An 18606-nucleotide genomic window follows, 5' to 3' on the forward strand; every position below is an offset into this window, starting at 1 on the left:
CGTTTGGTAAGAAGTTTAACATGAATGGAGGTGTTTGGTATGTCTCGTGTAGGTAAGAAGCTACTTGAGATTCCTTCTGATGTTACAGTAACGTTAAATGATAACAACACTGTAGCTGTGAAAGGACCAAAAGGAGAATTAACTCGTACGTTTCACCCTGATATGGAGATTAAAGTAGAGGACAATGTGCTTACAGTCGTTCGTCCTTCTGATCAAAAAGAGCACCGTGCCCTGCATGGTACGACTCGTAGTCTGCTTGGCAACATGGTTGAGGGTGTATCTAAAGGATTTGAAAGAGGTTTGGAATTAGTCGGTGTCGGTTACCGTGCTTCTAAATCCGGAAATAAACTTGTTTTAAACGTTGGATACTCTCATCCTGTTGAGATCGTTCCTGAAGAAGGCATCGAAATCGAAGTTCCTTCTCAAACTAAAGTAGTTGTAAAAGGTACAGACAAAGAACGTGTAGGAGCTATTGCTGCTAACATCCGCGCTGTACGTTCTCCAGAGCCTTACAAAGGTAAAGGAATCCGCTACGAAGGTGAAGTTGTTCGCCGTAAAGAAGGTAAATCTGCTAAGTAAGATCGCTTAAAGTGAAGAAAGGAGTGACCTAGATGATTACGAAAACTAGCAAAAATGCTGCTCGTCTTAAAAGACACGCTCGTGTTCGCGCTAAACTTTCCGGTACTGCTGAAAGACCGCGTCTGAACGTTTTCCGTTCTAACAAGCACATTTACGCTCAAATCATCGATGATGTAAATGGTGTAACACTTGCTAGTGCATCTACTCTCGATAAAGACTTGAACGTTGAAAGCACTGGAGATACTTCTGCTGCTACTAAAGTTGGAGAATTAGTTGCAAAACGCGCTGCTGAAAAAGGCATTTCTGACGTAGTATTTGACCGTGGCGGATACTTATACCATGGACGTGTAAAAGCTTTGGCTGATGCCGCTCGTGAAGCTGGACTTAAATTTTAATAAAAGAAGGAGGGACACATGATTATGCGTCGTATTGACCCAAGCAAATTAGAGTTAGAAGAACGCTTAGTTACGGTTAACCGCGTAGCGAAAGTTGTTAAAGGTGGTCGTCGTTTCCGCTTCGCAGCTCTAGTCGTTGTCGGTGACAAAAACGGACACGTAGGATTCGGTACTGGTAAAGCACAAGAAGTACCAGAAGCGATCCGCAAAGCTGTTGAAGATGCGAAAAAGAATTTGATTGAAGTACCAATGGTTGGAACTACAATTCCACACGAAATCATCGGACGTTTCGGTGCAGGTAACATCTTGTTAAAACCTGCTTCTGAAGGTACTGGAGTTATCGCTGGAGGCCCTGTACGTGCGGTACTTGAGCTAGCTGGTGTAGCTGATATCCTTTCTAAGTCTTTAGGTTCTAACACACCGATCAACATGATTCGTGCAACACTTCAAGGTTTAAGTGAACTTAAACGTGCTGAAGACGTTGCGAAGCTTCGTGGAAAATCTGTAGAAGAACTGTTAGGATAAGGAGGGAACATTAATGGCTAAATTAGAAATTACCCTCAAACGAAGTGTAATCGGTCGCCCGGAAGACCAACGCGTTACTGTAAGAACACTTGGTTTAAAGAAAACAAACCAAACTGTTGTTCATGAAGACAACGCTGCGATCCGTGGCATGATTAATAAAGTATCTCATTTAGTTTCTGTTAAAGAACAATAAAAATATTTGATCGGATAAGGAGGTGTCCTAATGAAACTTCATGAATTAAAACCTTCAGAAGGTTCACGCAAAACGCGTAATCGCGTAGGTCGTGGTATTGGTTCTGGTAACGGTAAAACAGCTGGTAAAGGTCACAAAGGTCAAAACGCTCGTTCTGGCGGCGGTGTACGCCCTGGATTCGAGGGGGGACAAATGCCTTTATTCCAACGTCTTCCTAAACGCGGTTTCACTAACATCAACCGCAAGGAATACACTGTAGTCAACCTAGACAAATTGAACGGTTTTGCAGAAGGAACGGAAGTCACTCCTGAACTTCTTCTTGAGACTGGTGTTATTAGCAAACTTAATGCAGGAGTAAAGATTCTTGGCAACGGTAAATTAGAGAAAAAATTAACTGTAAAAGCCAATAAATTCTCTGCTTCTGCGAAAGAAGCTGTTGAAGCTGCTGGCGGTACAGCTGAGGTGATCTAACTTGTTTAAAACAATCTCCAACTTTATGCGTGTGAGTGATATCAGGAATAAAATCATATTCACTTTACTCATGCTTATCGTCTTTCGCATAGGTGCGTTTATTCCTGTGCCTTATGTTAACGCTGAAGCGTTACAGGCACAGTCTCAAATGGGTGTTTTTGATCTCCTTAATACATTTGGCGGCGGTGCGCTTTACCAATTTTCCATTTTTGCAATGGGAATTACTCCTTATATCACGGCTTCGATCATCATTCAGCTGCTTCAGATGGATGTTGTACCGAAGTTTACCGAGTGGTCTAAGCAAGGTGAAGTTGGCCGCCGTAAATTAGCTCAGTTCACAAGGTACTTTACGATTGTGCTTGGTTTCATCCAGGCGTTAGGTATGTCATATGGATTCAACAATCTGGCAAACGGTATGCTTATCGAAAAATCCGGTGTATCGACATATCTTATTATTGCTTTAGTGCTCACTGGCGGAACTGCCTTTTTAATGTGGCTTGGGGAACAAATTACGTCTCATGGAGTAGGCAACGGAATATCGATCATTATCTTCGCGGGGATTGTGTCTAGTATTCCAAAAACAATTGGGCAAATATATGAGACTCAATTTGTCGGCAGCAACGATCAGTTGTTTATTCATATTGTGACAATCGCACTTCTTGTGATTGCGATTTTAGCAGTTATTGTTGGAGTTATTTTCATTCAGCAAGCCGTACGGAAAATTGCGATTCAATATGCTAAAGGCACAGGTCGTTCACCTGCTGGCGGAGGTCAGTCTACACACCTTCCATTGAAAGTGAATCCTGCAGGGGTTATTCCGGTAATCTTTGCGGTTGCGTTTTTGATAACGCCGCGGACGATCGCGTCATTCTTTGGAACAAACGATGTGACAAAGTGGATTCAAAACAACTTTGATAATACGCATCCGGTGGGTATGGCGATATATGTTGCGTTGATTATTGCCTTTACGTACTTTTATGCTTTTGTGCAGGTAAACCCTGAACAAATGGCTGATAACCTTAAAAAACAGGGTGGCTATATCCCGGGGGTTCGTCCAGGGAAAATGACTCAAGATAGAATTACGAGCATTTTGTATCGACTTACGTTTGTGGGTTCTATATTCTTAGCCGTGATTTCCATTCTTCCTATCTTTTTCATTCAATTCGCTGGATTGCCTCAAAGTGCACAAATTGGCGGAACATCTTTGTTAATTGTTGTCGGGGTAGCCTTGGAGACAATGAAACAACTAGAAAGCCAGTTGGTGAAACGAAACTACCGTGGATTTATGAAAAACTAGAGGAAATGGATTTATCCATTCCCTCTTAATAAAGAGAGGACGGGGGAAATCCGAATGAACTTAGTCTTAATGGGGCTTCCTGGTGCCGGCAAAGGCACACAGGGCGAACGAATTGTTGAGGATTATGGGATTCCTCATATCTCAACAGGAGATATGTTCCGTGCTGCTATGAAAGAAGAAACACCACTCGGACTCGAAGCAAAATCTTATATTGATAAGGGAGAGCTCGTACCTGACGAAGTCACAATCGGAATTGTAAAAGAAAGACTAGGCAAAGATGATTGTGAAAGAGGTTTTCTTCTGGACGGATTTCCGCGAACAGTCGCTCAAGCCGAAGCTCTTGAAGAAATTCTTGAGGAATACGGCAAGCCGATTGATTATGTCATTAACATTGAAGTCGACAAAGACGCTCTTATGGAACGTCTGACTGGACGCAGAATTTGCAGTGTTTGCGGCACAACCTATCATTTAGTCTTTAATCCGCCGAAAAAACCGGGTGTTTGTGATAAAGACGGAGGCGAACTCTATCAACGGGCAGATGATAATGAGGAAACCGTCTCTAAACGGCTTGAGGTAAACATGAAGCAAACTCAGCCTTTACTGGATTTCTATTCAGAGAAAGGTTATCTTGCAAACGTGAATGGCCAACAGGACATTCAAGACGTTTATGCAGATGTGAAGGATCTTCTTGGAGGATTAAAAAAATGATTATCTGTAAAACCCCACGTGAACTTGGTATCATGCGGGAAGCAGGGCGAATCGTGGCTTTAACTCATGAAGAGTTAAAAAAGCACATTAAACCAGGAATCTCGACAAAAGAATTGGATCAAATTGCCGAACGTTTTATTAAGAAGCAGGGTGCAATCCCATCTTTTAAGGGGTATAATGGGTTTCGCGGGAGCATTTGCGTATCAGTTAATGAAGAACTCGTTCACGGCATTCCTGGCAGCAGGGTACTGAAGGACGGTGACATCATCAGTATTGATATCGGTGCTAAATTAAATGGTTATCATGGTGACTCTGCATGGACATATCCGGTAGGAAACATCAGCGATGATGACAAAAAACTTCTGGAAGTGACAGAGGAGTCTTTATATAAAGGCTTGCAGGAAGCAAAACCAGGTGAACGTTTGTCGAATATTTCCCACGCAATACAAACGTATGTCGAAAATGAGCAGTTTTCAGTTGTTAGGGAGTATGTCGGACATGGTGTTGGTCAAGACTTGCATGAGGACCCGCAAATTCCTCATTACGGTCCGCCCAACAAAGGACCACGGCTCAAACCTGGCATGGTTCTCGCTATTGAACCTATGGTGAACGCTGGCAGCCGCTACGTGAAAACATTGGCTGATAACTGGACGGTTGTAACGGTAGATGGGAAAAAGTGTGCTCATTTTGAACATACGATTGCGATTACGGAAACGGGTTTTGATATACTGACGAGAGTCTAGATGATGAAAATAATTCCGAAGACAGATGTTTTTTCGGCTTGATAGGGCAGAAAGCTTGGATGAACATTGGCAGGACTGAATTCATCTTGCCGCTTGTCATTGGAATTTTGACCATCATCAATGTACTAACAGCAGACGGAGAAAAGCGTACATTTCATTCTCCTAAGAAAAAGAATATCAATCATGTAACCCTTTATGATTGCGTATCTCCGGAAGTTCAGAACAGTATAAACGAAACAGGGCGTGTGACAAACTTCTTTTGAAATTTGTCAGAAAGCAAGTTACTGATTTGATGAAGGGAGAACACTTGAATGGCGAAAGACGATGTAATTGAAGTGGAAGGTACTATAGTCGAAACACTGCCAAACGCGATGTTCAAAGTTGAACTTGAAAATGGCCACACTGTTTTGGCTCATGTATCTGGTAAAATCCGCATGCACTTCATTCGCATTTTACCTGGAGACAAAGTTACGGTAGAATTATCTCCATATGACTTAACTCGTGGCAGGATTACGTACCGTTACAAATAAAGCACTCCGGAAACTGAAGGAGGTTGGAAACACATGAAAGTGAGACCATCAGTTAAACCAATCTGCGAAAAATGTAAAGTTATTCGCAGAAAAGGAAAAGTAATGGTGATCTGTGAAAATCCAAAGCATAAACAAAAACAAGGATAATTTATAAGGAGGTGCCCAAAGAATGGCTCGTATTGCTGGTGTAGATATCCCACGTGACAAACGTGTTGTTATTTCTTTAACATACATCTTCGGAATTGGCCGCACAACGGCTCAGCAAGTTTTAAAAGAAGCTGGAGTTTCAGAAGATACTCGTGTGCGCGATCTTACTGAAGAAGAACTTGGTAAAATCCGTGATATTATTGATAAACTGAAAGTAGAAGGTGACCTTCGCCGTGAAGTTTCTCTTAATATCAAACGTCTGATCGAAATCGGAAGCTACCGCGGAATCCGTCATCGCAGAGGATTACCTGTTCGCGGACAAAACTCTAAAAACAATGCGCGTACTCGTAAAGGTCCGCGTCGTACTGTAGCTAACAAGAAAAAATAAGTAAGGGAGGTTCTTAAACAATGGCTGCTGCTCGTAAATCTAACACGCGTAAACGTCGCGTGAAAAAGAATATTGAGTCTGGTATTGCTCATATTCGTTCAACTTTCAATAACACGATCGTTACGATCACTGACACTCATGGTAATGCTATTTCTTGGTCTAGTGCTGGAGCTTTAGGATTCAGAGGTTCTCGTAAATCTACTCCTTTCGCTGCGCAAATGGCTGCAGAAACAGCTGCTAAAGGTTCAATCGAACATGGTCTTAAAACTCTAGAGGTTACTGTTAAAGGACCTGGTTCAGGCCGTGAAGCTGCAATCCGTGCACTTCAAGCTGCTGGACTAGAAGTCACTGCTATCAGAGACGTAACTCCTGTTCCTCATAACGGATGCCGTCCACCAAAACGTCGCCGCGTGTAATTTGTTTGTATAGATTTTGTGTCCCTGTCAATAATGGGTTATGATACAGTTATTTATGAAACGAATGCACCGACTCGTTGCCTGAGCACATACGGGACTAAACAATGGGGAATTTCGGATGGAATCTCATATGATTCTATTCGAGGTTTCGACGTTTTGAAGGAGGGTTTTAAGTAATGATCGAGATTGAAAAACCAAAAATCGAAACGGTTGAAATCAGCGACGATGCCAAATTTGGTAAGTTTGTCGTAGAGCCACTTGAGCGTGGATATGGTACAACTCTGGGTAACTCCTTACGTCGTATCCTCTTATCCTCACTCCCTGGTGCCGCTGTAACATCAATCCAGATAGATGGTGTACTGCACGAATTCTCGACAATTGAAGGCGTTGTGGAAGATGTTACAACGATTATCTTACACATTAAAAAGCTTGCATTGAAAATCTACTCTGATGAAGAGAAGACGCTAGAAATTGATGTACAGGGTGAAGGAACTGTAACGGCAGCTGATATTACACACGATAGTGATGTAGAGATCTTAAATCCTGATCTTCATATCGCGACTCTTGGTGAGAATGCGAGTTTCCGAGTTCGCCTTACTGCTCAAAGAGGACGTGGGTATACGCCTGCTGACGCAAACAAGAGAGACGATCAGCCAATCGGCGTGATTCCGATCGATTCTATCTATACGCCAGTTTCTCGTGTATCTTATCAGGTAGAGAACACTCGTGTAGGCCAAGTTGCAAACTATGATAAACTTACACTTGATGTTTGGACTGATGGAAGCACTGGACCGAAAGAAGCAATTGCGCTTGGTTCAAAGATTTTAACTGAACACCTTAATATATTCGTTGGTTTAACTGACGAAGCTCAACATGCTGAAATCATGGTTGAAAAAGAAGAAGATCAAAAAGAGAAAGTTCTTGAAATGACAATTGAAGAATTGGATCTTTCTGTTCGTTCTTACAACTGCTTAAAGCGTGCGGGTATTAACACGGTTCAAGAGCTTGCGAACAAGACGGAAGAAGATATGATGAAAGTTCGGAATCTAGGACGCAAATCACTTGAAGAAGTGAAAGCGAAACTAGAAGAACTTGGACTCGGACTTCGCAAAGACGATTGACTAGTTTCCTTTGTGAACTAGGATTTTCGTGTGTTTATTATTCAGAAACAGCATTCCAATAAAGGAGGGGACATCACATGTCATACAGAAAACTAGGACGTACGAGTGCACAGCGTAAAGCTATGCTTCGTGATCTTACAACTGATTTGATCATCAACGAAAGAATCGAAACAACTGAAACACGTGCGAAAGAACTTCGCTCTGTAGTTGAAAAAATGATCACGCTTGGCAAACGCGGTGATCTTCACGCTCGCCGTCAAGCTGCTGCATACATCCGCAACGAGGTTGCAAACGAAGAAAATAACCAAGATGCACTTCAAAAATTATTCTCTGACATTGCAACTCGTTACGAGGAGCGCCAAGGCGGATACACACGTATTATGAAGCTTGGTCCTCGCCGTGGTGACGGAGCACCAATGGCAATTATCGAATTGGTTTAATCACATATTTTTTGTGTGTCTAAAGAAGGGCGGGACAGTTTCTAACTGGATCTATGCCCTTTTTTTAGATACTGCAACTTTTTATATAGAGACAAGCAGAGCATTAGCTGAGAGGAGGCCGGTTTTCCATGAATCAAAATCAGTTGATATCGGTAGAGGATATCGTATTTCGATATCGGAAGGACGCAGAAAGACGAGCACTAGACGGCGTCTCCCTGCAGGTGTATGAGGGTGAATGGCTTGCAATTGTAGGTCATAACGGTTCAGGGAAATCAACACTGGCACGGGCATTGAATGGTTTAATTCTTCCTGAATCAGGCGACATTGAGGTTGCCGGGATTCAATTGACAGAGGAATCAGTTTGGGAAGTGCGTAAGAAGATAGGTATGGTCTTTCAAAATCCGGATAACCAATTTGTCGGAACGACTGTTCGCGATGATGTGGCTTTTGGTTTAGAAAACAATGGTGTACCGCGGGAAGAAATGATTGAGAGAGTAGACTGGGCAGTAAATCAGGTAAATATGCAAGATTTTCTCGATCAAGAGCCGCACCATCTCTCCGGAGGCCAAAAGCAGAGAGTTGCGATTGCGGGAGTTATTGCCGCACGTCCTGATATTATTATCTTAGATGAAGCAACATCCATGCTTGATCCGATCGGGCGAGAAGAAGTGCTTGAAACGGTAAGACATTTAAAAGAACAGGGCATGGCGACTGTCATATCCATTACACATGATCTGAATGAGGCAGCAAAAGCAGACAGGATCATTGTCATGAATGGCGGTAAAAAATATGCTGAAGGGCCGCCTGAAGAGATTTTTAAATTGAATAAAGAACTTGTTCAAATCGGGCTTGATTTACCCTTCTCATTCCAGCTTAGCCAGCTTTTAAGAGAAAATGGACTGGCTTTGGAAGAAAACCATTTGACTCAGGAAGGGCTGGTGAAAGAGCTATGGACATTACAATCAAAGATGTAGAGCATCGCTATCAGATGAAGACGCCGTTCGAGCGCCTGGCACTGTATGATATCACTGCATCGATTAAAGAAGGAAGCTACGTAGCCGTTATCGGACATACAGGCTCTGGCAAGTCCACTCTTCTTCAGCACTTAAATGGTCTCCTGAAGCCGACGAAGGGACAGCTATCACTAGGCAGCACTGTCATTCAGGCAGGGAAAAAGAATAAAGAGCTGAAAAAACTTCGTAAAAAAATCGGAATCGTTTTCCAATTTCCTGAGCATCAATTATTCGAAGAAACAGTTCTTAAAGATATATCGTTCGGACCGATGAACTTTGGGGTTAAAAAAGAGGATGCTGAACAAAAAGCGAGGGAGATGCTGAAGCTTGTAGGTTTATCAGAAGAGCTTCTGGACAGATCCCCTTTTGAATTAAGCGGCGGACAAATGCGCAGAGTTGCAATTGCAGGCGTACTTGCAATGGATCCTGAGGTGCTTGTTCTGGATGAACCGACTGCAGGATTGGACCCAAGAGGGCGAAAAGAGATTATGGACATGTTTTATGAGCTTCATCGACGTGGGAACCTGACGACGATCCTTGTGACACACAGCATGGAGGATGCAGCTGCATACGCTGATGAAATGATTGTTATGCATAAAGGAACGATACAAGCATCAGGCAGTCCGCGTGAACTGTTTTTAAAGGGTGAAGAGATGGCTGGCTGGGGGCTGGATCTTCCGGAAACGATAAAATTCCAAAGACATCTTGAAGCTGCACTGGGTGTGAAATTTAATGAGCCTATGCTCACAATAGAAGATGCCGCAGCTGAAATCCGTGCTCTTTTTCAGGGGGAGAAGACCTTATGATGGACAGCATGATTATCGGCAAGTATGTACCGGGCTCCTCACTTGTGCACCGGCTTGACCCCAGAACAAAGCTTATCACAATCTTTTTATTTGTCTGCATCGTATTCTTAGCCAATAATGTGCAGACATATGCGTTGCTTGGATTGTTTACAGTTGGCGTCGTTTCTTTAACAAGAGTTCCTTTCTCTTTTTTAATGAAAGGGCTGAAGCCTATCATTTGGATTGTCCTCTTTACGTTCCTTCTTCACATTTTTATGACACATGAAGGACCGGTTATCTTTCAAATAGGTTTTTTCAAAGTCTATGAGGGCGGTCTGGTTCAGGGGATATTCATTTCCCTTAGATTCGTCTATCTGATTTTAATCACAACCTTATTAACGCTTACGACAACACCGATTGAGATTACCGATGGAATGGAGCAGCTGCTGAATCCATTGAAAAAATTAAAGCTTCCTGTCCACGAGCTGGCCCTAATGATGTCCATTTCTTTGCGGTTTATTCCGACGCTGATGGAGGAAACAGATAAGATCATGAAGGCTCAGATGGCGCGAGGCGTTGATTTTACAAGCGGGCCTGTTAAAGATAGGGTGAAGGCTATTGTTCCGCTTCTTGTCCCCCTTTTCGTCAGTGCTTTTAAACGTGCTGAAGAGCTTGCTGTGGCAATGGAAGCAAGAGGCTATCAGGGCGGAGAAGGACGTACGAAATATAGAAAGCTTGTATGGACAGGAAAAGACACTTTTGTCATTGCCAGCTTGATGGTATTAGCTGCTTTGTTATTCTTCTTAAGGGCTTAGAGGTGCTGTATGAGACTGAAATGCACGATTTCTTATGACGGACATTTATTTAACGGTTATCAGGTTCAGCCGGGCAAAAGAACGGTTCAGGATGAACTGGAGAAGGCTTTGGCTGTCCTGCATAAGTCAAAAGAAAGAATTCCTGTCGTTTCGTCTGGAAGAACAGACAGCGGGGTTCACGCAGCCGGACAGGTGATTCATTTTGACACTCCGCTGGCTATCCCGGCGGAAAGATGGCCTTATGCCTTAAATGCACTGCTTCCGGACGATATCGCAGTCAAACAGGCAGAAATTGCGGATGATGGGTTCCATGCACGATTTAGCGCAGTCAAAAAAGAATATCGCTATTTTGTATACACGGAGAAACACCCGGACGTATTTAAACGGCATTACGCTTACCATTTTTCATATCGCCTTAATGTGCAGGACATGAGAGAAGCGGCAAAGCATCTTATAGGGACACATGATTTTACGAGCTTTTGCGCGGCTAAAACAGAAGTGCAGGACAAGGTAAGAACGATTTACGAGCTTGATTGGACTGAGACGGATGACGGCCTGCAAATGCGGATCACAGGCAGCGGTTTCTTATATAATATGGTCAGAATTATTGTCGGTACTTTGCTTGATGCAGGTATTGGAAAAATTTCTCCTGATGATGTGAAAACCATGCTGGAAGCGAAGGATCGCGAAGCGGCAGGACGCACAGCACCGGGGCACGGGCTATATTTATGGAACGTTTACTATGACAACTAAACCAGGTGTATAATATTTTCTTGACAGAGTCTGCATAAAGTTATAAGATATCATATGGTATGTATTTCAACCCCACGATAAGCCCCGGAACTTATTGTGTTGTGAAATAGAACGTAATCGAAGTTTATTGAAAATGACAGATCATTTAGGAGGGAAATTCAATGCGTACAACACCTATGGCTAACGCAAGTACTATTGAACGCAAGTGGTTAGTTGTTGATGCTGCTGGCAAGACTTTAGGTCGTCTTTCTTCAGAAGTTGCAGCTATCCTTCGCGGAAAACACAAACCAACTTACACACCACACGTTGATACTGGAGATCATGTGATCATCATCAACGCTGAAAAAATCGAGTTAACTGGTAAAAAGTTAACTGACAAAATCTACTACCGTCACACTCAACATCCAGGCGGATTAAAATCAAGAACTGCTCTTGAAATGCGTACAAACTACCCTGAGAAAATGCTTGAGCTTGCTATCAAAGGCATGCTTCCAAAAGGTTCTCTAGGTCGTCAAATGTTCAAAAAATTGAACGTATACCGTGGTTCTGAGCATCCACACGAAGCACAAAAACCTGAAGTTTACGAACTTCGCGGTTAATTAAAAAGGAGGTTACCAATTTGGCACAGGTTCAATATTACGGTACTGGCCGTCGTAAAAGCTCTGTAGCGCGTGTGCGTTTAGTTCCAGGAGAAGGCCGTATCGTCGTTAATAATCGTGAAATCAGCGAACACATCCCATCTGCAGCTTTAATCGAAGATATCAAACAACCATTAACTTTGACTGAAACAGCTGGCACTTATGATGTTTTAGTAAACGTACATGGAGGCGGCTTATCTGGTCAAGCTGGAGCAATCCGTCACGGTATCGCTCGTGCATTGCTTGAAGCAGATCCAGAATACCGTACAACTCTTAAACGTGCAGGTCTTCTGACTCGTGACGCTCGTATGAAAGAACGTAAAAAATACGGTCTTAAAGGCGCTCGTCGTGCACCTCAGTTCTCAAAACGTTAATTTTGCGTTTTCAAAAAAGCTCTCGACCTTGTGTTGGGAGCTTTTTTCTTTTATTAGTTCCGCAACAAAAAATGGACGAATGACGTTTATAAACAAATTGCTTGCTTATAAACGGTCTCACTTGTAATAATCATAATATCGTTCATTTCATAATCATTAGAAATGTGGTCATTGTTTATAATCGTTACGTCGCCAGCTCAGCCCATTCTATCCCTGTCTCTCATCCGTTAAAGTTACTGCTGATTCTCATTTATTTCTTAGCCCAGAGGAACAATAGCTCTTTGCTAATGACATTACTTAAAGAAGTAAGTGTAAATGTAATGACGTAAATCACATATCTCCTTTGTGATTTTTTTGCGTTTTTATGAACTTTTTTCTAAATATGCAAAGGGAAAGCGTTATCAATCTAGAAATATTTGTTATACTCTATACATTAAAGTAAGGAGAAGATTCATGAATGCGTTAGTAGCTCATAATAGCAAAGCCTGGGATAAAAAAGTAGAAACAGGCAATGAATGGACTGTTGCTGTTGATCAGCAGGTTATCGAACAAGCGAAAAAAGGCAATTGGGATATAAGAGTAACACCAATGAAAGATGTACCGAAGGATTGGTTTCCGCCTGTCAAAGGTCTGAAAATACTCTGTTTAGCATCAGGCGGCGGCCAGCAAGGTCCAATTTTGGCAGCTGCGGGGGCGGATGTCACCGTATTAGATAACTCCGAAAAACAGCTGAATCAGGATAGAATGGTTGCTGAGCGAGATGGCCTCACAATACACACTGTCAAAGGAAGCATGGATGATCTCAGTGTATTTAATAACGAATCATTTGATATCATTGTACATCCTGTTGCCAATGTTTTTGTTGAGAATGTCCTCCCGGTCTGGATGGAAGCACACCGTGTATTGAAAAGAAATGGCGTACTAATCTCAGGGTTTGTCAATCCTGTCGTATTTCTGTTTGATGTAGAATTAGAACAGCAAGGTATTTTAAAAGTAAAGCACTCCATTCCATATGCTGACCCAGAAGATCTTCCGAAACATAAAGTGAAAAAACTAATCGATAATAATGAGGCTCTGGAATTCGGCCATTCCTTAGAAGACCAAATCAAAGGCCAAATAGATGCCGGTTTTATCGTCACTGGTTTTTATGAAGATAAAGGCGGGTTTGTGTTAGATCAATATATCCATACATATTCTGCAACAAGAAGCGTGAAAGTATGAAAAGCAGCGTCCTGTCAGAGGGGCTGCTTTTTTTATAACTAATTACAGAACGTTTGTTCCACTCCCCTTCGGAAAGCTGCCTTTTTATCGATTCACACCTTCATTTGGGCGAATTTCCAACCGAATTCGGGCATTGTTTCATCATCCAAACCCCAAAATAATCGGTAAAAGGAGAGTGAATTTATATGGCAGAAGTACTGTCTTTTATGGATGTGAAACGGCAAAAGGATTTTGAATTAGAAAAGAACTTGCTCAAAGAACTCTCTCTGAGACAAATTATCCAGTCTGTTAAGGACTGTTTGGAACCATTATTCCCTTTTTTACATGATGAACGAGATATAATTAGCGAAGGCTGTATTGATTTTGCGATTGAAGCCTATTTGTTAGGCGGGCGTTTTGGGATATTCGGCTATTACGGAGAATCCATGCAAAGTATCAGTGCCCGCTCTGCAAGAGAAGAAGAAGAGCTTCGAATGGAGTTTTTTGATTATCTCTATAATTGGATACACGAGCAATACGCAACATTTGATAAAAACACTGTTTATGAAGCGGCACGCAAGTTCATTAAAGATTGGTGGACAGCAGGGTTTGTTCAAAGAGAAAAACAGTGTAAGCTTCGCATGCGGTAATCATATTTCCCGGCCCTGTCCCATAGTTATGTAATAACGGACAAGCGGGAGGGGAAGGGATGAGGAAAAAGCTTAAATGGCTCAGTTTTTTGCTAGGCTTCATCGTATTACTATTTCTGTTCAAGTATCAGTTCAGCAATAATGATTCTTGGAAGCCGTGGAGCCTGCCCTTGAGCGGGAAAATCATTTACCTAGATCCAGGGCATGGCGGGCCTGACGGCGGAGCAGTCGGCGGAAAGCTGTTAGAGAAGGATGTTACCCTGGAAGTCGCGTTTAGAGTCAGGGATTATCTACAAGAACAAGGAGCGCTTGTGATCATGACCAGAGAAAGTGATACTGATCTCGCTCCTGAAGGAACGAAGGGTTATAGCAGACGAAAAGCGGAAGACCTAAGACAGCGGGTCAAATTAATAAATCATTCAGAGGCAGAGCTCTATATCAGCATTCATCTCAATGCGATTCCGTCGCAAAAATGGAGCGGAGCCCAAAGCTTTTATTACGGAAAATATGCGGAAAATGAAAAAGTCGCAAAATACATTCAGGATGAGCTGAGAAGAAACCTGGAAAACACAACCCGGAAAGCAAAGCGGATTCATGGTATCTACTTAATGCAAAACGTCACTAAACCGGGGGCGCTTATAGAAGTCGGATTTTTATCCAATCCAAGTGAAGCAACGCTGCTCGGTAAACCGAAATATCAAGACAAAGTGGCATCTTCCATATATAAAGGCATTTTGCGATATTTCACAGAAAAAGGAGACCCTCCGGAGTAAGGAGGGTTTACTTGCAGTTCTAAGCATAAGACACCCGCCATTTATGTATGATATAATAATAATTGTAAACGAATACACAAAAGGGTGAGGTTCGATGATAAGAGAAGATGAAGTAAGAAAACTAGTCGGAGAAATGCGCGAACCTTTTCTTCAAAGACCTCTGGGAGAATTGGATGCCGTTAAGGAAATTAAAATAAAGCCAGAAAAACGGCATGTCAGTGTAAAAATCGCTCTTGCAAAAACAGGAACTGCAGAACAAATGCAGATTCAGCAAGAGATCGTAAACGCATTAAAAGGCGCAGGAGCTGAGACGGTCGGCCTTCGATTTGAAGAGCTGCCTGAAGAAACGGTTGCTAAATTCCGAGCGCCGTCAGCTGAGAAAAAAACATTATTAAATATGGATAACCCGCCAGTCTTTCTTGCTGTAGCAAGCGGAAAAGGCGGCGTAGGCAAGTCAACTGTGTCAGTAAACCTAGCTATTTCTTTGGCTCGCCTTGGGAAAAAGGTCGGTTTAATTGATGCGGATATTTATGGCTTCAGTGTTCCGGATATGATGGGTATCACTGTGCGTCCAACGGTTGAGGGAGAGAAACTTCTTCCTGTTGAGCGCTTCGGAGTAAAGGTCATGTCAATGGGCTTTTTCGTAGAAGAAAATGCTCCGGTCGTATGGAGAGGGCCGATGCTTGGCAAAATGCTGAATAACTTTTTCCACGAAGTAGAGTGGGGAGAAGTAGACTATATCGTTCTTGATCTTCCGCCTGGTACAGGGGACGTTGCTCTCGATGTACATACAATGCTTCCGAGCTGCAAAGAAGTCATCGTATCGACGCCGCATCCGACAGCTGCTTTTGTCGCGGCCAGAGCGGGCTCTATGGCGATTAAAACCGATCATGAGGTCGTAGGGGTCATAGAGAACATGGCCTATTATGAAAGTGCAAAGACAGGGGAAAGAGAATATGTCTTTGGTAAAGGCGGGGGAGATAAACTGGCTGAGGAACTAAATGTACCTTTGCTGGGCAGAATCCCTTTGAAGCAGCCTGATTGGGATAAGGACCAATTTGCGCCGTCTGTTTATGACGAAAATCATCCCATCGGAGAAATATATCAAGACATCGCAAAAAAAATAGATGCAAAAATGTCAGTGCAAGTATAAAAAAGTGAACCGGGATTCCAGATCCCGGCTTTCCCTTTATTCACTTTCTTTGGCAGTGTCTTTTGCTGCTTTTTTCAGTTCATCTTCGAACTGTTTTTTGTAAAGCGGACTAGAAAGTGTTTCGTTAATAACCTCTTCTAAATAACTGCGGAATTCTTGGCTTTTTGCCAGCTGACTGTACTTTTTATCCATACCAGGATCCTGCATAACGTTCATCAGCATCTTTTGGTAATCTGGATCCTTCATCAGCTTTTTAATTACCTTTTCATGCTCTGTCTGAAGAGTTTTGGCAAAGCCCTCAGCAAAATCAGTGTCTTCAAAGATGTTTTTCCAAAATTCTTCGCCTTTTTTAGATGTGAGTGTTTTTTCTATTGTTCCTTTAATCGCATCTTGGTCAATCACCAGCGCTTCATTCATGGCATCATCATTTAATAATTCCTTAATGGCTTTTTTTCCATCATCAGTTTTTAATATATCAACAACCATTTTTTTGGTCTGATCATAGTCCATATCCGCTGCTTGGTCTTTTGGAGCGCAAGCTGTTACAGATAATAACAAAAAACAGCTTATCAATAGCGTTTTGGCTTTTGACATGCTTAAGCTCCTTTCACATACTTGTCTTACCTTTAATATGATTCATCTGTTAGGAATTATACATAACAAAATATCGCTGTTCGCGATTTTTGAGGGGATGAATAAAGAAATGAAAAGCCGTGGTTTAGTTCGTTTTTTCTTTTCTATTTTAGCTGTCGGAGCGCTTATCACAAGTATTGTGGGTTTTACTTTAAAATGGGGAGAATACAGAGGACTGTTTCTAACATTTGAAGCGGGGCAGATTTTCTCTGTTTTATTTTGGTTTATAGGTGTAGGCATGATTTTCAGTGTGATCAGCCAAATGGGATTTTTCGTGTTTTTAACAGTTCATCGGTTTGCGCTTGAGATATTAAGATCCTCATCTTTGTGGAATTTGCTTCAGTTGTTTTTCATCCTGTTTGTTGCTTTTGATTTAATGTACGTGCGTTTTTTGTTTTTTGGAGAAAGCGGAGATTCAATGGCTGGCTATGCGTGGTTACCATTGTTTTTATTGATCTTTGGAGTGATTACAGCTTATATAAAGCAAAAGCAGTCCTCTAAGAAAACATTTGTGTCATCGTTGTTTTTGATGGTTGTGATTACCGCTTTAGAATGGTTCCCTGCATTAAGAGTAAATGATGAGGACTGGCTTTATTTAATGCTTTTTCCGTTAATGGCGTGTAATGCCTTCCAATTGTTGATGCTGCCTAAGTTTGCAGAGAAGTAATTACTTTACCTCTGCGGATTTGGCATCAGAATTTGCGATGAGATCACCCACGGTTACATTTTTTAATCCTTTTTCTTTTAGCTGATGTATGATATCAGGCAACGCTTCTTCTGTTTGTTTTGCCGAATCGGAGGCATGTAAAAGAATAATGTCTCCCCCGGACACTTGCTTGGTCACATTGTCGATGATTTTTTCAACTCCGGGATTTGTCCAGTCTTGAGAGTTCACACTGTAATGAACAACTGTATAATTGTATTGCTTTGCGACCTTTAGAACATTCTTATTGAATTGGCCGGTAGGAGGTCGTAATAGCTGGATGTCTTTGACTCCTAACTTTTCAAATGCTGTTTGCGCGCGATTTATGTCCTTTTTTATTTCGCTGCTCTCTAAATTGGCATAGTTTTTATAAGCATAGCCCATGCTCCCGATTTGATGGCCATCCTTTACGATACGGGCCACTGTGTCGGGATGCCGTTCTGCCCAAGAAGCTGAAAGGAAAAACGTCGCATTTTTAATCCCGTTTGCTTTCAGAGTATTAAGTATAGGTTCTGCTCTCTCATCACCCCAGCTGATATCGAAAGTAAGTGAAATATCTTTAGAGTCTGTTTCTCCTTTATAAATGGCTTTAGGCCCGGTGTCAGTTGAAAACACGGGGAGCGGGACAGCTCTTTGGATATAAAAAAAGCTGGCTGTTGCAAATGCGGCGATAAGTATAATAATTAATTGTTTCACCCGTTTAATATGCCACACATAGAAGTGATTCACTGATGATGCCTCCTTATCTTGTCCATCATTCTTGTTTTACATCTTATGAGCATGGCCAATTGAATATAACCGATAAAATGTTTCTTCACATATAGCCTAAATTGGTTGTTGACCTTTTGATAATATCCGTGGTATATTATTATTCGTCGCTGAGAAACAGCTGACATCAATTAAAAGCTTCATTAAATACTTTGAAAAAAGTTGTTGACTTAAAAGAGGCTAAATGTTATAGTAATAAAGCTGCTTCGTTAAGTGGCTGTAATGATCTTTGAAAACTAAACAAGACAAAACGTACCTGTTAATTCATTTTTTTATAAATCGCACAGCGATGTGCGTAGTCAGTCAAACTACTTTATCGGAGAGTTTGATCCTGGCTCAGGACGAACGCTGGCGGCGTGCCTAATACATGCAAGTCGAGCGGACAGATGGGAGCT

27 protein-coding genes and 1 pseudogene are annotated in these 18606 nt (G+C 42.1%); 26 read left to right on the top strand and 2 right to left on the bottom strand.

From position 1 onward, the window contains the following. The first annotated feature begins 39 nt into the window (after window positions 1–39). The 25 genes and pseudogenes from rplF to salA all read left to right on the top strand — a co-directional run bounded on the left by rplF (window position 40) and on the right by salA (window position 16107). A complete protein-coding gene (rplF, locus tag C1T29_RS01045; RefSeq protein ID WP_014662533.1) occupies window positions 40–579 on the top strand; it encodes a 50S ribosomal protein L6 in 540 nt (179 codons plus the stop codon). A 32-nt stretch (window positions 580–611) separates the two neighbouring features. Continuing rightward, window positions 612–974, top strand: coding sequence for a 50S ribosomal protein L18 (rplR, locus tag C1T29_RS01050; RefSeq protein ID WP_003225816.1), 363 nt, complete (start codon window positions 612–614; stop codon window positions 972–974). 24 nt (window positions 975–998) lie between these two features. Continuing rightward, the gene (gene rpsE / locus C1T29_RS01055; protein WP_003328273.1) at window positions 999–1499 is read left to right on the top strand and encodes a 30S ribosomal protein S5; all 501 of its coding nucleotides are present in this window, start codon (window positions 999–1001) and stop codon (window positions 1497–1499) included. A gap of 13 nt (window positions 1500–1512) precedes the next feature. Further along, complete coding sequence (gene rpmD / locus C1T29_RS01060) at window positions 1513–1692, top strand: 50S ribosomal protein L30 (protein WP_003156497.1); 180 nt, start codon at window positions 1513–1515, stop codon at window positions 1690–1692. Between the two features lie 30 nt (window positions 1693–1722). Beyond that, entirely contained in the window at window positions 1723–2163 is a 441-nt protein-coding gene (rplO, locus tag C1T29_RS01065) for a 50S ribosomal protein L15 (protein ID WP_014662534.1), read from the top strand. Between the two features lies 1 nt (window position 2164). Next, window positions 2165–3460, top strand: a complete 1296-nt coding sequence (gene secY, locus C1T29_RS01070) for a preprotein translocase subunit SecY (protein ID WP_071581919.1) — start codon at window positions 2165–2167, stop codon at window positions 3458–3460. A gap of 54 nt (window positions 3461–3514) precedes the next feature. Next, entirely contained in the window at window positions 3515–4168 is a 654-nt protein-coding gene (locus tag C1T29_RS01075) for an adenylate kinase (RefSeq protein WP_095432287.1), read from the top strand. Then, window positions 4165–4911, top strand: coding sequence for a type I methionyl aminopeptidase (gene map / locus C1T29_RS01080; RefSeq protein WP_003225828.1), 747 nt, complete (start codon window positions 4165–4167; stop codon window positions 4909–4911). The genes C1T29_RS01075 and map overlap by 4 nt, the downstream gene beginning before the upstream one ends. 92 nt (window positions 4912–5003) lie before the next feature. Continuing rightward, window positions 5004–5245, top strand: a pseudogene (locus C1T29_RS01085) (RNA-binding protein); the annotation flags it as partial. Further along, window positions 5223–5441: a translation initiation factor IF-1 gene (gene infA / locus C1T29_RS01090; RefSeq protein WP_003156508.1), complete on the top strand. Its 219-nt coding sequence runs from the start codon at window positions 5223–5225 to the stop codon at window positions 5439–5441. The pseudogene C1T29_RS01085 and the gene infA, both read left to right, overlap by 23 nt. A gap of 33 nt (window positions 5442–5474) precedes the next feature. Beyond that, entirely contained in the window at window positions 5475–5588 is a 114-nt protein-coding gene (rpmJ, locus tag C1T29_RS01095) for a 50S ribosomal protein L36 (RefSeq protein ID WP_003156543.1), read from the top strand. A gap of 22 nt (window positions 5589–5610) precedes the next feature. Further along, on the top strand, window positions 5611–5976 hold the full coding sequence (rpsM, locus tag C1T29_RS01100; RefSeq protein ID WP_003235095.1) for a 30S ribosomal protein S13: 366 nt from the start codon (window positions 5611–5613) through the stop codon (window positions 5974–5976). A 20-nt stretch (window positions 5977–5996) separates the two neighbouring features. Continuing rightward, a complete protein-coding gene (gene rpsK, locus C1T29_RS01105) occupies window positions 5997–6392 on the top strand; it encodes a 30S ribosomal protein S11 (protein ID WP_009966385.1) in 396 nt (131 codons plus the stop codon). Between the two features lie 176 nt (window positions 6393–6568). Next, window positions 6569–7513, top strand: a complete 945-nt coding sequence (locus C1T29_RS01110) for a DNA-directed RNA polymerase subunit alpha (RefSeq protein WP_003225835.1) — start codon at window positions 6569–6571, stop codon at window positions 7511–7513. Window positions 7514–7590: 77 nt separating this feature from the next. Further along, entirely contained in the window at window positions 7591–7953 is a 363-nt protein-coding gene (gene rplQ, locus C1T29_RS01115) for a 50S ribosomal protein L17 (RefSeq protein ID WP_003225836.1), read from the top strand. A 128-nt stretch (window positions 7954–8081) separates the two neighbouring features. Further along, entirely contained in the window at window positions 8082–8927 is an 846-nt protein-coding gene (locus C1T29_RS01120; protein WP_069148831.1) for an energy-coupling factor ABC transporter ATP-binding protein, read from the top strand. After that, on the top strand, window positions 8903–9772 hold the full coding sequence (locus C1T29_RS01125; protein ID WP_103750578.1) for an energy-coupling factor ABC transporter ATP-binding protein: 870 nt from the start codon (window positions 8903–8905) through the stop codon (window positions 9770–9772). The genes C1T29_RS01120 and C1T29_RS01125 overlap by 25 nt, the downstream gene beginning before the upstream one ends. Then, entirely contained in the window at window positions 9769–10566 is a 798-nt protein-coding gene (locus C1T29_RS01130) for an energy-coupling factor transporter transmembrane component T family protein (protein WP_103750577.1), read from the top strand. The genes C1T29_RS01125 and C1T29_RS01130 overlap by 4 nt, the downstream gene beginning before the upstream one ends. 9 nt (window positions 10567–10575) lie before the next feature. Beyond that, window positions 10576–11319, top strand: coding sequence for a tRNA pseudouridine(38-40) synthase TruA (gene truA, locus C1T29_RS01135; protein ID WP_103750576.1), 744 nt, complete (start codon window positions 10576–10578; stop codon window positions 11317–11319). Between the two features lie 161 nt (window positions 11320–11480). Further along, the gene (gene rplM / locus C1T29_RS01140) at window positions 11481–11918 is read left to right on the top strand and encodes a 50S ribosomal protein L13 (RefSeq protein ID WP_003241966.1); all 438 of its coding nucleotides are present in this window, start codon (window positions 11481–11483) and stop codon (window positions 11916–11918) included. Window positions 11919–11938: 20 nt separating this feature from the next. After that, window positions 11939–12331, top strand: coding sequence for a 30S ribosomal protein S9 (rpsI, locus tag C1T29_RS01145; protein ID WP_004399691.1), 393 nt, complete (start codon window positions 11939–11941; stop codon window positions 12329–12331). Between the two features lie 453 nt (window positions 12332–12784). Further along, window positions 12785–13552 (top strand): class I SAM-dependent methyltransferase, encoded by a 768-nt coding sequence (locus tag C1T29_RS01150; protein WP_069148835.1) that lies wholly within the window; start codon window positions 12785–12787, stop codon window positions 13550–13552. A 185-nt stretch (window positions 13553–13737) separates the two neighbouring features. Then, window positions 13738–14181, top strand: a complete 444-nt coding sequence (locus C1T29_RS01155) for a YbaK family protein (protein WP_014662543.1) — start codon at window positions 13738–13740, stop codon at window positions 14179–14181. Between the two features lie 59 nt (window positions 14182–14240). Further along, window positions 14241–14954 carry an N-acetylmuramoyl-L-alanine amidase CwlD gene (gene cwlD / locus C1T29_RS01160; protein ID WP_014662544.1) on the top strand — a complete coding sequence of 238 codons (714 nt, stop codon included), beginning with the start codon at window positions 14241–14243 and terminating at the stop codon, window positions 14952–14954. A 94-nt stretch (window positions 14955–15048) separates the two neighbouring features. After that, on the top strand, window positions 15049–16107 hold the full coding sequence (gene salA, locus C1T29_RS01165; RefSeq protein WP_014662545.1) for an iron-sulfur carrier protein/transcriptional regulator SalA: 1059 nt from the start codon (window positions 15049–15051) through the stop codon (window positions 16105–16107). 36 nt (window positions 16108–16143) lie between these two features. Here salA and gerD read toward each other — a convergent pair whose 3' ends face one another. Continuing rightward, window positions 16144–16701: a spore germination lipoprotein GerD gene (gene gerD, locus C1T29_RS01170; RefSeq protein WP_014662546.1), complete on the bottom strand. Its 558-nt coding sequence runs from the start codon at window positions 16699–16701 to the stop codon at window positions 16144–16146. Window positions 16702–16810: 109 nt separating this feature from the next. Here gerD and kbaA point away from each other — a divergent pair, with 109 nt between their 5' ends. Continuing rightward, a complete protein-coding gene (gene kbaA / locus C1T29_RS01175) occupies window positions 16811–17407 on the top strand; it encodes a KinB-signaling pathway activation protein (protein ID WP_103750575.1) in 597 nt (198 codons plus the stop codon). Here kbaA and pdaB read toward each other — a convergent pair whose 3' ends face one another. Next, the gene (gene pdaB / locus C1T29_RS01180; RefSeq protein WP_069840423.1) at window positions 17408–18172 is read right to left on the bottom strand and encodes a polysaccharide deacetylase family sporulation protein PdaB; all 765 of its coding nucleotides are present in this window, start codon (window positions 18170–18172) and stop codon (window positions 17408–17410) included. Between the last annotated feature and the right edge of the window lie 434 nt (window positions 18173–18606).

This window comes from Bacillus sp. MBGLi79, assembly GCF_002953915.1.